Genomic DNA, 14,339 nt, shown 5'->3' on the forward strand with positions numbered 1-14,339 from the left:
TTCCCTAAACTATTTATTATTTTTTGCCATAATTCCCATAGGAGCCATAAGCCCCATATGATCCATACTTCTCAACTGAAGTATTGAGTTTGTTAAGCACAATTCCTAAGAATGGTTTGCTTGTTTGTTCGAGTTGTTCTTTAGCTTTTTGGACATCACGACGATTTGTTTCACCAGCCGCAGTTACTAAAACAGAAGCGTCACACTGCTGCGTGATAATCGCCGCATCGATAACAATTCCAATCGGAGCAGTATCTACAACGATGTAGTCAAAGTACTTGCGTAAGGTGTCAATCATGGTCGCAAAATTTTCACTTTGTAACAAAGCTGTTGGGTTTGGTGATACAGAACCCGCTTGAATGACAAACAAATTTTCAACATTGGTTTCACATAAACCTTGTGATAGGTCTGTTGTGCCTGACAAGAACTCTGTTAGGCCTGTAATCTTTTCCCGTGATTTAAAGACACCTGACATTACTGAATTACGGATATCCGCATCAATCAACAGCGTCTTATAGCCCGCACGCGCGAAAGCCCAAGCAATATTGGTAGAAGTTGTTGATTTTCCTTCTCCTGGTTTGACAGAGGTAATGGAAATCACTTTCAAGTTATTCCCACTCAATTGAATATTGGTGCGAAGGGCATTGTAGTATTCTTCTGCTTTTCTTGCCAAATCTAATTTTTTTTGTGCAATTTCTAACGTTGGCATTTTTCTCTCCTATTTCAATTTATCCAAATTTGGAACTACTCCCAATAGTGCAATTTGCATCACGTCCTCAATATCTTCTGGACGTTTCACTCGTGTATCCAAGAGCTCAACAAGGAGAACTGTGACAACCATCACAACCGCCCCCGCAAGGAATCCAACCATGGTATTGCGACGAATATTTGGTGAAGATGGCGATGTTGCAGGGCGTGCTTCTTCAAGTGTTGTCACATCCGAAACGCGAGTGACGCTGATGATCTTTTGAGCCGCAACCTCTCTCAAAGAGTTGGCGATACGGCTAGCTTCCTCAGGTGCACGGTCTGTAACAGAAATCGATACAATACGCGTATCCACTGGAACTGTTACCTTGATTTTACTAGCTAGACCTTTTGGAGGGAGTTCTAGTTTCAAATCAGTCGCAACCTTCTCTAAAACGTCTTGCGAGAGAATGATTTCGCGATAGTCTTTTACCAAATAAGATCCTGCTTGCAAGTCTTGGTTAGTCAAGCCAGGCTTATCTCCCTGATTACGATTGACCACATAAATTCGGGTCGTACTCGTAAACTCCGGCTTCACAATAAAACTACTATAGGCAAATGCTACTATCCCTGTCACGAATGCTACCAAAGCAATTAACAATTTTCGCTTCCAAAGGATTTTAAGCAAGTGAAATACATCGATTTCCATCATATTTTGTTCTTTCATTTTTTCTCCTAAATCAATTGATCCATTATTATTTTTCGGGGATTATCCTTAAAAAGTTCCTTAGCCTTATCTTCACTGTATTTTTTAGCAATGATATCATAGGCTTCCTCCATATGAGGAGGTCTGTGATCCAAGTTATGCATGTCACTTGCTATCACGTGAACCAGATCTCGTTCCAAGAAATACTGGGCTCTCTTTTTCATGAATTTATAAGTTTCTCCGAAGAGTTTAGGTTTCAAGACATGAGAACTATTAACCTGAGTATAACATCCCATATCAATCAGCTCTCGCACGCGCTTTTCATTATTTTCTAAAGCATCGTAACGTTCAATGTGGGCAATGACGGGTGTAATGCCTAACATTAGAATATTACTCAGCCCCTTATGCATCTCTCGATAGGGCGTATTCATACTAAACTCAATCAAAGCATAGCGACTATCGTTGAGGGTTGGGATTAATTTCTTTTCCAACTTCTCAACAATATCCGGCGTATAGTAAATTTCTGCCCCATAGGCAATGATTAAGTCATCCGCAACTTCCTTAGCCATTTCTCGCACCTTCAAAAAATTGGTTGCGATTTTTTCTTCAGGAGTTTCAAACATCCCTTTTCGTCTATGCGAAGTGGAAACAATTGTTCGTACTCCTTGACTGTAGGCCTCTCTAAGAAGCTTTTTACTTTCCTCTATCGACTTTGGACCATCATCCACATCGAAAACGATGTGCGAATGGATATCTATCATGCTACTTGCCCTCCATCACATCATTGATAGCAGCTTTGGCGGCAGCCAAGCTACTTTCATCGATTTCCATCATGTAGAGGTTACTATCTGGCATAGCGTATGAAGGAAGGTCCGTGCGTCCAGTTCCCTTCAAGTCTTGAGAGTTGACTTTGTAGTTCCCACCACTCTCCAATTGAGTATTGACTAGATCCATCATGGTTTCCAAAGGCATATTGGTCTGAAGAGAATCTTGCAATCCTTGGATGATATTGTCATAGTTCTTCAAAGCTTCGGTTGACGTCAACTTCTGAATAACAGCTACAATAACCTTTTGTTGGTTCCGACCACGGTCACGATCTCCATCTGCTAGAGAGTAGCGCTCACGAACAAAACCAAGAGCCTGCTCAGAGTCTAGATGGACATTCCCAACGGGGAAATGGTACTTGCCATGCAAAGAAGTGAAATCCTGATCATTATAGACATCAACGCCACCTAAAAGGTCAATCAATTTCAAGAAAGAAGTGAAGTTCAAGCGAACATAGTAGTTAATATCCACTCCATAGAGATTTTCCAAGGTATGAATCGACGAGTCCACTCCATAAATTCCAGCATGGGTCAACTTATCCTTTTGATTATTTCCCCCATCCGCAATCGGAACATAGGAATCTCGGGGTGTTGTAGTCAGAAGGATTTTCTTGGTATCTCGGTTCACAGTCATCAAAATGTTTACATCTGAACGCGAAACGGAACTAATCGGACCATAGGTATCAATACCACTCACATAAATATTGAAAGCTTTATTCTTTGATACCTTTGGTGCCGCTACATCCTTAGTTAATTGTTTTGTATAGATTTTTTTGATTTTTGAAGCATAATCTGGATACTCTGCTTCAATGATATTTTCAAAAACACTATTTAAGACAATTGCTTTCGTTTCGCCAGAAAGCAGACTCTTATAAGCTGCTAGATAAGAAGTACTCTGTTCAACTGTCAAGTCTTTACTCTGTGTCGTCTTAATATCCGCCACCAACTTTTGGATATTATCATTATCTGTTTCAGTCGGACCTGTTACACTATCCAACTGGGTCACATTATTGATTTCACTATCTTTCAAAACGACCACACTCATCGAATACTCTGAGTAGTTTGAGGTCGCATTGATATGATTGGTAAAACCGACAAACTGTTGCAAAGCATAGAGAGAAACGGAGCTAACTACGATAGCAAGTGTCAAAAAGAAAACCGTAAACTTCTCGGCTTTTTTATACACTATCAGAAGGATTGCAATTACAGCAGAAATAAAAATAAGAACCGCCGTAAGGATATTGAGGTACCGAAAAGCTAAGATATTATGTTTAAAAATTAAGAACAGCAAAAAACCACTCAATAATAAATAAATGGTTGATAAAACTATATTAATATTTCGTTTTACATTCCCTAAACGAGCTCTCTTTGAACGTCTACTCATGATAATCCCCTATACACGTTAATAGTTATAAATATTATATCACAATCATGATGGAAATTCCATCCATCCTTGCTATTTTCAGCGTTTTCATTCGCTTTTGTTCTATTAAGTTACTCTAAAATATGAGCAAAGTTCCGAATGCCATTCTACACAAAAAGACAAGGCGCTCAGGGGCAACCTTGTCTGTGATCTTATTTTACGTGGTTTTCAAACTCTTTCTGGCTCTTTTCGATAGCCTTTTTACTTTCTTCTTCCCACTTAGCCTTGGCTTCATCAAATTGTTTCTTGGTAACAGGGTCTTTTTGTAATCTCATGTACTTATAATTATTTCCGTCACCCTTGATACCTACTAGGGAGTAGGCACGTGTAAACGGAGTTACTTTGGTTACAGAGGCTGTACCGCCATTTGACATAGCAGACATGACTAGAGAATTGTCAATCATCCAAGCTTGAGCTTCAGCGTATTTTTCATAGCGCTTAGCGACATCTTTGTTCTCAGCATCTGCTTCTTTCAGGAGTTGTGTATAGGTATCGAGCCCCAAACTCTTAATGAGCTCTTGGTCTTCCTTGGCATCAAGACCAAAAATCTTGAGATAGAAGCCAGTTTCAGCATTGAAGGGGTCTAGATAAGTTGATGGATCCTGGTAATCACCAACCCAACCATCAAAGTTTAGGTCGTAGTCACGAGCTGCTGGATTTGGTGCTAGGAAGGCAACATTTCCAAAGTCATCTGTAGAAAGCTGTTGAACATCAATGACGATATTGTCAGAACCTAGTACTGTTTCAAGGGTTTGTTTAACCGAGTTCATACCAGAGACCGCATTTTTATTCGTCTGATCAACAGGGACATCCAAATGGATTGGGAAAGTCACGCCTTGGGCTTCTAATTCCTTTTTAGCTTCCGCAAATTTTGCTTGGGCCTTTTCCTTGTTGAAGTAGGCATCTTGAGCGTCTGCCAAATTGATACCTGACCACTCAGTTCCGTAGTTCACAAGCTTAGAAGCTGTTACTTCTCCAAAGGTCTTATCTCCCACCTGGACAAATGTTGGGGGAACCAGAGTATTACGAAGGGTTTTGCTCGCTGCTTCTTCACCGTTAGATTGAGCAGAGTAGGCTGTTCGATCAATTCCAAAGTTGATAGCCTGACGGAAATTTTTATTTAAGATAGCTATTTGAGCTGATTTCTTTTGGTCGTCCGTTGTTTTAGCGGTATGATTATAGGTTTTGCGGTTGACGTTAAAGTTAAAGTACCAAGATGTCTTGTCTTGTAAGCTATAGACGATATTGTCTTGGTATTTTTCTTTTGTCTTAGCATAGTTCGAACTATTTGGATAGACTCCTGCAATCGAGTAAGCACCACTTTCAAAGTTTCGAATGGTCATCTCCTGATCTGACCCATCAAAGTAAGCTAACTTAACTTTTTCAATGGTTACTTTATCATGGTCATAATAGTGTGGATTCTTCACATATTCGATCGAAGATTTTGATGTGAAATCTTTTAACAGATATGGACCATTATAAAGGATACTGTCTGGTGTCAAGGTACCAAAATCTTTATCCTTTGATTTCAAGAACTCTTCGTTGACTGGGAAAAGGATACTATTGGTTGTCTTTGAATTCCAATACGGTTCTGGTCGAGTCAAAGTGTACTCGACTGTGTAATCATCCAAGGCTTTGACACCGACAGTTGAAAAGTCATTGGTCACACCCGTCACATAGTCATTCAATCCCTTGATTGAATTTTGGATCAGATCCATGGCTTGCCCCTTATTGTCCGCGGCATATTTGATCCCAGTGACAAAATCCTGAGCTTTGACTGAAGCATATTCCTCACCGTCAGCTGTATACCACTTGGCATCTTTTCTAAGCTTGTAGGTATAAGTCAAACCATCTGCTGAAACAGACCAATCCTCCGCAAGAGCAGGTACGAGGTTCCCATAGCTGTCATTTTCTAACAAACCATCTACGAGATTGGTAATAACGGCAGTGTTATCTGCATAATAATCTAGGAGATAGTTAAAAGTTGTTGGATTCGCACTAAATGTTGATGAATAAGTGCTAGTATCTGTATTGGACTGTCCACATGCCGAGAGCAAAATCCCTGTCGCTAAGACAAGACCTGTCCCGATTAGTCTTTTTTTCAGTTTGATCATCATTCACTCCTTTATGTCAGTTTTTATAACATAACCATATTTTATCAAATTTATTCAAAAATGTAAAGTTACTGCCTTTATGACAACTGGTGTCTCAAAACAAAAAGGAAGCACAGTTTCCTGCAACTTCCTTTTCTGTTTATAGATTACTTGACGTGTTTTTCAAGTTCTTTTTGGTATTTGGCATTTGTCTCGATTTTTTCTTGTTGCCATTTCTTGAAGGCTTCTTCGTATTCTTTTGCAGTCACAACGTCATTTTGCAACTCCAAACCTTTGAACACAAATGGGTCTCCCTTGATTCCGACTTGAGAGTATGCTTTTGTAAATGGTACAGTACGGCTAACCGTTGGAGAACCACCTGAAGAAGCAACTGGGATTAAAAGTGAACTATCCGATACCCAAGCTTGAGCTTTAGCATATTTTTCATAACGCTTGTTAAGGTCGCTGGTTTCAGCTGCAGCATCATCCAAGAGTTTCTTGTATTCGTCCAGTCCAACTTGAGCCATCACTTCTGGATCTTGTCCGCGCTTGATCCCCAAGTGTTTAAGGGCAGAACCCTTCTTAGCATCAAGAATGTTGAGGTAGGTAGCTGGGTCTTGATAATCTGGTCCCCAACCAGTTCCGTTCAAGTCATAGTCTTTTTGGGATGGAACCTTGGCTTGAGATGTAATGCTCAATTTCTCATTATCGGTCATTTGAAGGACATCGACAATGACATTTTCAGTACCAAGTGATGATTCGATAGACTGCTTGAGTGAGTTGGTTTGTTGAACCGCGATTACATCTGTTTGTTCAACCGGGATATCCAAATGGATTGGGAAGGTAACCCCCTTGGCTTGCAATTCTTCCTTGGCTTTAGCAAAGGCTGCCTTAGCTTTTTCAGGACTGTAAATCGTATCCTTGCCATCTGTAAGGGTTACATCTTTCCACTGGTCTCCATATGAAACGAGCTCTGCCTGTGCCAACTCTCCAAAGGTTTTTTCACCCACTTGAACGTAGTCATGTGGCACTAGGCTGTTACGGATAATCTTGTTCGCACCTTCTTCACCATTCAACTGAGCAGTGTAAGAATGACGATCAAGAGCAAAGTTCAGCGCCTGACGGAAGTTCTTGTTGAGAAGAGCTTCTTTCGTTGAAGTTTTTTGAGCCTCGTCTGTTTTGGCTGTTTTATTATAAGATTGGCGGTTTACGTTAACAGTGAGGTAGTAGCTAGTCGCTTCTTGTGGACTGTAAACAATCTTATCTCCGTACTCTTGTTTAGTTGACTCAAAATTTGAACTTGTTGGGAAGAGACGGGCAGTTGTATAAGAACCTTGTGTAAAGCTACGAATCAAGGATTCTTGGTCTGATCCATCGTAGAAAGTTAGTTTAATATTGTCAATCTTGACATTGTCCTTATCCCAGTAGTTTGGATTCTTTTCATATTCAATGACTGATTTTGAAGTCAATGATTTCAAGAAATAAGGACCATTATATAGGATACCTGATGGGGTTGGTGCACCGTAGTCGCTCCCTTTAGAATTCAAAAATTCTTCATTAACTGGAAGCATGGTTGCAGTTGTGACCTTAGAGTTCCAGAAACTTTCTGGTTTGTTGAGCGTGTATTCTACCGTGTAATCATCAACAGCCTTAACTCCTACGGTAGAGAAATCATTGCTCTCACCACTAACATACTCTGCCAAACCTTTGATAGAATCCTGAATCAAAGAAAGACCATCTGATTTTCCGTCAGCAGCATGTTTAAGCCCAGTAACAAAGTCTTTGGCCTTAACTTCAGCGTATTCTTCTCCATCAGAAGTATACCATTTTACACCCTTACGAAGTTTGTAGGTGTAAGTCAAACCATCCTTTGAAACAGACCAGTCTTCTGCAAGTGATGGAATTAAGTTCCCATACTTATCATTTTCCAAAAGACCATCAACAACGTTTGCTATAACGTCAGAGGTTGAGCTCTTGCTCGTCACACTATAGTCCAAAGAAGATGGATCCATAGCGTAGACATAAGAGAATGTTTTGGGAGCATCCGCTTTCTTTTCACTTTGCCCACAAGCAGTTAACAGTAGGGCTGCACTCAAAACAGCACCTGCTCCTAAGAGCCACTTTTTCGATTTCATAAGTAATCTCCTTAAAGATAGTGTTTTCACCATTATACCCTATTTTTTCATAAAAGCAAGAACTTTCGACAGATTTTTTAGAAAATTCTAACAAATATTTTTTAAAGACTTTTCTACATAATTTTTAGTAAAAGAACCTCAAGCATCAAAGACTTGAGGTTCCCTTATTTTAATCCGTTAGTTCCACACAGAAAGCATCCCATGGAGCCAAGACCTGTTTTTCAACTGCTTCTTTAGCAGTAGTGTTTTCAATCAAGACCGATTTGACTTTTCCTTCTACTGCAAAGTTTTGTTTTTCATTGGACAAGTTAGCCACAACTAAGAAACGGCGGTCACCGTCCTTACGGATATAAGCAAAGACCTTATCAGCCGTATCAAGCAATTCAAAATCAGCTCGAATCAGCCAACTATTTTCCTTACGGATTTGAACCAGCTTCTGATAGGTATAGAAAATAGAATCTGGATTTTCCAGTGCTTCTTGAACGTTGATTGCTTGATAGTTTGGATTAACTGCCAACCAAGGTTGACCTGTTGAGAAGCCAGCATTTTTGCTTTCATCCCATTGCATCGGGGTGCGGGCATTGTCACGACCAATGACACGGATGCTGTCCATAATCTCCTCTAGCGGAACGCCTTTTTCAAGAGCCTCACGCGCATAGTTGAGGGATTCAATATCTTCTACTTGATCCAGTGTTTCAAACGGATAGTTGGTCATCCCAATCTCTTCACCTTGGTAAATATAAGGTGTCCCTCTCATGAGATGAAGCAAGATTGCAAAGGCTTTGGCAGATTTTTCACGGTATTCTTGGTCATTTCCCCAGATAGAGACAATACGAGGGAGGTCATGATTGTTCCAGAAGAGGGAATTCCAGCCGTCTTCAACTCCTAACTCTGTCTGCCATTTGTTGAAAATTTCTTTTAATTTCCCTACATTTAATTCTTTTTGGTACTGCCACTTAGGTTGCCCTTCCTGATACTGAAGACAGATGTGTTCAAACTGGAAGACCATTGACAATTCTTGTCCTTTTGGATCCGAGTAGAGCTTAGCAATCTCTGGCGTTGCCCCCCAGGTCTCTCCTACTGTCAAGAGATTTTTGTCGCCAAAGGTCGCCTGATTCATTTCCTTGAGATAGGGATGGAGCATAGGACCATTATTGACTACCTTCTCGTCAGGAATTTTCCCAATCATGTCAATAACATCCATACGGAAACCGCCAATGCCTTTATCAATCCAGAAGTTCATCATCTCATAAATTTTCTGGCGCAGTTTTTCATTCTCCCAGTTGAGATCAGGCTGTTTCTTGCTGAAAAAGTGGAGATAGTATTGACCAGATTTTTCATCGTATTCCCAAGCAGACCCACTAAAAATAGACTCCAAATCATTGGGCTCATCTCGCCAGATATAGTAGTCTCGCTCAGGGCTATCAGGATTTTCACGGGCCTCGACAAACCAGGCATGCTCATCTGAGGTATGATTGACCACCAAGTCCATGATAATTCGGATGTCTCGTTTCTTAGCTTCCGCGATGAGTTCATCCATATCCTCCATGGTTCCGAAAATAGCTGCAATGGCTTGATAATCAGCAATATCATAGCCATTATCGTCCATAGGGCTGTCATAAACAGGAGAAAGCCAAATCGCTGTGATTCCTAACTTAGCTAGATAGTCTAACTTACTAGTAATTCCTGGCAAATCGCCAATTCCATCTCCATTACTATCCATAAAACTCTTAGGATAGACTTGATAGACTACGGCATTGTGCCACCATTTTTCTTGCATTTTCTTACCTCATTATTTTAATAATCTATAGTCTATGATAGCGCTTTTCTAATTTTTGTGCAAGCGTTTGCCCAATCTTTTTAATTTCTTTTTTGACTCCGTAGTTTCCTATCTTCCAATTTTTTATTATAATAGAGGTCAGAGGTAAAAAAATGAAAAAACAAGCTTTTAGTTCTGAACAATATTTGAATCTACAGCGCAACCACATCTTGGAGCGCATCAACCAATTTGACGGCAAACTCTATCTGGAGTTTGGCGGCAAAATGTTAGAAGATTTCCACGCTGCTCGTGTTCTTCCCGGTTATGAGCCTGACAATAAAATCAAGCTCTTGCAAGAATTGAAAGAGCAGGTTGAAGTTGTGATTGCCATTAACGCAAACAACATCGAGCATTCTAAAGCGCGTGGCGACCTAGGCATTTCTTATGACCAAGAAGTTCTTCGTTTGATTGACAAATTCAATGAGTTGGGAATTTTTGTTGGTTCGGTTGTCATCACACAATACGCTGGACAACCTGCTGCAGATGCCTTCCGCAACCAGTTAGATAAAAACGGAATTGATTCTTATCTTCATTACCCAATCAAAGGATATCCGACTGATATGGACCACATCATTTCTCCTGAAGGTATGGGAAAAAATGACTACATCAAAACCAGTCGCAACTTAATTGTCGTAACAGCTCCTGGGCCAGGTTCTGGAAAATTGGCCACTTGTATGTCAAACATGTACCACGACCAAATCAATGATATCAAGTCTGGCTACGCTAAGTTTGAAACCTTCCCAGTCTGGAACCTGCCCCTTCATCACCCGGTCAACTTGGCTTATGAGGCTGCCACAGCAGACCTAGATGATGTCAACATGATTGACCCCTTCCACCTTCAAACCTACGGAGAAACCACTGTCAACTACAACCGTGATATCGAAATTTTCCCAGTGCTCAAGCGCATGCTAGAACGTATTCTAGGTGAATCTCCATACGCTTCACCGACAGACATGGGTGTCAACATGGTTGGTTTTGCTATTACAGATAATGAAGCCGCTATCGAAGCATCTAAGCAAGAAATCATCCGTCGTTACTATCAAACCGTTCTTGATTTCAAAGCCGAAAAAGTAGGTGAATCTGCTGTCAAGAAGATTGAACTTCTCATGAACGACCTCGGTATCACACCTGCAGACCGTAAAGTTGCTGTCGCAGCACGTCAAAAGGCTGAAGAAACTGGCGGGCCTGCCCTAGCTCTCGAATTACCATCTGGTGACATTGTCACTGGCAAAAACTCAGAACTCTTTGGCCCAACAGCTGCTGCTTTGATCAATGCCATCAAGAAATCTGCTGCTATCGCTAAAGAAGTGAAGTTGATTGAGCCTGAAGTTGTCAAACCAATTCAAGGCCTTAAAATCAACCATCTAGGTAGCCGTAATCCGCGCCTACACTCAAATGAAATCCTGATTGCTCTTGCCATCACAGCTATGGAAAATCCTGATGCTGCGCGCGCCATGGAAGAACTTGGCAACCTCAAAGGAAGTGAAGCTCACTCAACCATCATCTTGACCGATGAAGACAAGAATGTCCTTCGCAAGCTAGGCATCAACGTGACCTTTGACCCATTCTACCAATACGATCGCTTGTATCGCAAATAAAAACTCAAACCTCTCCTTCATCGGAGAGGTTTTCTCTCTATCTCAACAGCACCCTTTATGATATAATGAAAGAAGAAAACTGAAAGGATTTACCATGTCAAAAGAAGTTATTGTTGAAAGTTTTGAACTTGATCACACCATTGTCAAAGCACCCTATGTCCGCTTGATTGGGGAAGAAACAGGGCCAAAGGGAGACATCATCTCCAACTTTGATATTCGCTTGGTACAGCCAAATGAAGACTCTATCCCTACTGCTGGGCTTCACACTATCGAACACCTCTTGGCAAAACTCATCCGTACCCGCATTGACGGTATGATTGACTGTTCGCCATTTGGTTGTCGTACAGGTTTTCACATGATTATGTGGGGACGTCATACCAGTGCTGAGATTGCAGCTGTCATCAAGGACTCACTCAAGGAAATTGCTGAGACCACTACTTGGGAAGATGTCCCTGGAACAACCATCGAATCTTGCGGAAACTACAAGGACCATAGCCTCTTTTCTGCTAAAGAATGGGCTAAACTCATCCTGGAACGAGGTATTTCAGATGATGCCTTTGAACGCCATATCATCTAAACAAAACAAAGGAACCAGCTTTTTAGCTAGTTCCTTCTTTTTTATTCTCAAAATATTGAGTTAGGCTTTTTCACGAATGACCAAAACGCCATCTTCCATATCTGCTTCCAGATGTTTGGCATCTAGATGATCCAAGTGGAAATCTGTCACCTTATCACGAATTTGTTGTTCAACCACGCGACGGAGAGGACGAACACCCATAACTTCGTCATAGCCTTCTTCTGTGATAAAGTCCTTAGCTGCTTGGCTAACTTCAAGGTCGATTCCTTTCTTAGCCAAGGTTTGGTTGACTTCAGCCAACATCAAGTCCACAATCTTAGAAAGGTCTTCCTTATTCAAGTGTGAGAACTCGATAACTGCGTTAAAGCGGTTAAGGAATTCTGGACGGAAGTATGGTTTCAAACGATCCATTAATTCTGGTTTATCCGCATCTTCCGTCAAGTTGGCTTCATAGCCAAATCCAGCATTTGATGTCGCGATAATGACTGTGTTCTTGAAGTTCACTGTATTTCCTTGACCATCAGTCAAACGACCATCATCCAAGACTTGGAGGAGAAGGGTAATTACTTGAGGATCAGCCTTTTCAATTTCGTCCAAGAGGATGATAGAGTATGGATTACGACGAACACGTTCTGTCAAGGTATTGCTATTGTCATCATACCCCACATAACCTGCTGTTGTACCGATTAACTTAGAAACGGCTGTGCGGTCGCTGTATTCAGACATGTCCAAACGGATGATCGCATCCTTGGTACCAAACATATCCAATGCCAATTGCTTAGCAAGCTCCGTCTTCCCAACCCCAGTAGGCCCTACAAAGAGGAAGCTACCGATTGGGCGATTGCCCTCATCAAATCCTGCACGGTTACGACGGATAGCACGAGCTACAGCTTCAACCGCCTTGTCTTGGCCGATAACCTTGTGTTCCAAGCGATGAGCCATATCTTTCAAACGTTCGATGTCTGACGCTCCCATTTGTGACACTGGAATACCTGTCATTCGCTCTACAGACTCAGCCACATCGTTGATGCTTGCAGTCACTTTCATGTCTTCTGTGTGGTTTTCGACTTTTTTCTCTAATTCAGCAATACGTGTCTTAGCATTGAGAGCTGCTTCAAAGTCTTCTGCCTCAACTGCTTTTTCTTGCTTGTCTTTTTCCGCCTCAATCTCCCGTTCGACAGCATGAACATCTGTTACTGGATGTTGAGCTGCCAAGTGAGCTGCCGTTACATCGACAAGGTCGATAGCCTTATCTGGCAAGCTTCGTTGTGGAATGTATTGAATCGAATAATCCACTGCTGCTTTCAAAACTTCGTCTGGCAAGATAACATTGTGGTGTTGTTGATAGAGGTCACGAATCCCTTGAAGAATTTTAAAAGTATCCTCTGCTGAAGGAGCATTGACCTTCACTTCGTTGAAACGACGAGCAAGAGCTGCATTCTTCAAGATAGTGTTACGGTATTCGTCTTGAGTTGTCGCTCCAATAACTGTCAACTCACCCCGAGAGAGAGCTGGTTTGAGAATATCTGCAAGACCTTTAGAACCACTGTCTCCACCAGTGCTACCAGCACCGAGAATTTGGTGAATTTCATCAAAGAAGAGGATAATATTCCCTGCTTCTTTTACTTCATTGACTAGATTTTGAACGTTTTCTTCAAAGCTGCCACGGTATTGAGTACCAGCCTCAAGACCAGAGATATCAATAGAAATAATTTCCTTGTTCTTGATGGCAGCTGGAACATCTCCATTCACAATCGCTTGCGCTAGACCTTCGACAACGGCTGTCTTACCAACACCTGCATCTCCGACCAGAACAGGATTGTTCTTGGTACGACGTGAGAGGATTTCAGATGTTTCTTGAATTTCCTTATTTCGTCCGATAACAGGATCCAACTTACCCTCACGAGCTTCCGCTGTCAAGTTACGACCTAGTTTAGCAAGGACACCGTCTTGTTTCATACCTGAAGCATGTTGTTGCATTTGCGCATCAGATTCTGCATTTCCTGGTAATTGCCCCGTTGCACGATACTGAGCAAATTCCTCAGGTGTCACTTCTCGTCCATTAATCAAGTAGCGACGGTTTTCAGAACTGTATCCTCGCATACCACCCATCAATTGGTTAAATAAATCATCCATGTTGTTAAAGTTATTAAAGTTGTTGTTCATATTCTTTACCTCGTTTATTGTTAATTATTTGCGATCTCTGATATTGACTATCTTTGACCTTTATTTTAAAAAATTTAGACTAGCTAACTAGCTACTCTACGTATAATTTCTGGTTTTTCTTTCTTAAATGAGCCTTTTATCATCTTCTTTTCAAAGTCTGTTAAATTCAACATAGGCCTCACCCCTTTCTAGGGTATCTATCGTACATTTTCAAGAAATAGAATCATTGAAAATGAAGTTTTCTAAGGAATTCATTTTCCTTATGTTTCTACTATACCACATTGGTCAGTAAAAGTCAATAACTTTTTGACCAA

General features: G+C 41.1%; 10 protein-coding genes. 2 read left to right on the top strand and 8 right to left on the bottom strand.

The window, feature by feature from the left end; translation table 11 throughout:
* Positions 1-16 precede the first annotated feature (16 nt).
* The 7 genes from D8844_RS09785 to D8844_RS09815 form a co-directional block, all read right to left on the bottom strand.
* Positions 17-709, bottom strand: coding sequence for a tyrosine-protein kinase (locus D8844_RS09785; protein ID WP_125423753.1), 693 nt, complete (start codon positions 707-709; stop codon positions 17-19).
* A 9-nt stretch (positions 710-718) separates the two neighbouring features.
* On the bottom strand, positions 719-1,411 hold the full coding sequence (cpsC, locus tag D8844_RS09790; protein ID WP_000664126.1) for a capsular polysaccharide biosynthesis protein CpsC: 693 nt from the start codon (positions 1,409-1,411) through the stop codon (positions 719-721).
* A gap of 8 nt (positions 1,412-1,419) precedes the next feature.
* Positions 1,420-2,151 carry a capsular polysaccharide biosynthesis protein Cps4B gene (gene cps4B / locus D8844_RS09795; protein WP_049520843.1) on the bottom strand — a complete coding sequence of 244 codons (732 nt, stop codon included), beginning with the start codon at positions 2,149-2,151 and terminating at the stop codon, positions 1,420-1,422.
* Between the two features lies 1 nt (position 2,152).
* On the bottom strand, positions 2,153-3,598 hold the full coding sequence (cpsA, locus tag D8844_RS09800; protein WP_125423756.1) for an LCP family glycopolymer transferase CpsA: 1,446 nt from the start codon (positions 3,596-3,598) through the stop codon (positions 2,153-2,155).
* A gap of 191 nt (positions 3,599-3,789) precedes the next feature.
* A complete protein-coding gene (locus tag D8844_RS09805) occupies positions 3,790-5,751 on the bottom strand; it encodes a peptide ABC transporter substrate-binding protein (protein WP_125413572.1) in 1,962 nt (653 codons plus the stop codon).
* 146 nt (positions 5,752-5,897) lie between these two features.
* On the bottom strand, positions 5,898-7,865 hold the full coding sequence (locus tag D8844_RS09810) for a peptide ABC transporter substrate-binding protein (RefSeq protein ID WP_125413573.1): 1,968 nt from the start codon (positions 7,863-7,865) through the stop codon (positions 5,898-5,900).
* Between the two features lie 169 nt (positions 7,866-8,034).
* Positions 8,035-9,645 carry a glycoside hydrolase family 13 protein gene (locus D8844_RS09815; RefSeq protein WP_125423759.1) on the bottom strand — a complete coding sequence of 537 codons (1,611 nt, stop codon included), beginning with the start codon at positions 9,643-9,645 and terminating at the stop codon, positions 8,035-8,037.
* Between the two features lie 152 nt (positions 9,646-9,797).
* Here D8844_RS09815 and D8844_RS09820 point away from each other — a divergent pair, with 152 nt between their 5' ends.
* On the top strand, positions 9,798-11,282 hold the full coding sequence (locus D8844_RS09820; RefSeq protein WP_125423762.1) for a DUF1846 domain-containing protein: 1,485 nt from the start codon (positions 9,798-9,800) through the stop codon (positions 11,280-11,282).
* Between the two features lie 94 nt (positions 11,283-11,376).
* Positions 11,377-11,859 (top strand): S-ribosylhomocysteine lyase, encoded by a 483-nt coding sequence (locus tag D8844_RS09825; protein WP_007520674.1) that lies wholly within the window; start codon positions 11,377-11,379, stop codon positions 11,857-11,859.
* A 60-nt stretch (positions 11,860-11,919) separates the two neighbouring features.
* On the opposite strand, the gene D8844_RS09830 is transcribed toward D8844_RS09825, so the two are convergent.
* Entirely contained in the window at positions 11,920-14,025 is a 2,106-nt protein-coding gene (locus tag D8844_RS09830) for an ATP-dependent Clp protease ATP-binding subunit (protein WP_125423765.1), read from the bottom strand.
* Positions 14,026-14,339 lie beyond the last annotated feature (314 nt).

This window comes from Streptococcus oralis, from assembly GCF_003942875.1.
Taxonomy (GTDB): Bacteria; Bacillota; Bacilli; order Lactobacillales; family Streptococcaceae; genus Streptococcus; species Streptococcus oralis_BX.